At 41.5% G+C, this 388-nt stretch carries 1 pseudogene; it reads right to left on the reverse strand.

The features are described 5' to 3' along the window. Window positions 1-388, reverse strand: a pseudogene (locus ACPYOJ_RS34735) (radical SAM protein); the annotation flags it as partial.

Genomic DNA, 388 nt, shown 5'->3' on the forward strand with positions numbered 1-388 from the left:
AAGCTGCATCTGAAGACCGGTATCCTGCTCATAGACGATGGTATTTCTCGTCTCATTATTCAGGAGATCAGCGGGGTTGATATATCGTGTTAAAGGAATCGTTTCACCTTCAAGCTTCAGAATATAGCCCATCGCCAAAGCATCCGGATTACACGGAACCGGAATAATATCATCCGAATTGAGAAGCGGAAATTGGTTTAAAATCTCCTGTCTTACTTCAGTCAACGTTATCTTTTCATACGCAGAATCTTCACGGTTTCTTCCGGCAAGTTCGACAGGCTGAAAAGTGATTCCGCGGACACACTTTTGTTTTAAAGCAAAATCAATAATTTTCCCGATCTCATCAATGTTTTTTCCTTTCTGAAGGACAATCACCAGTGTTGTAGAG

This window comes from Rhizobium sp. SVR5-9E (assembly GCF_056755095.1).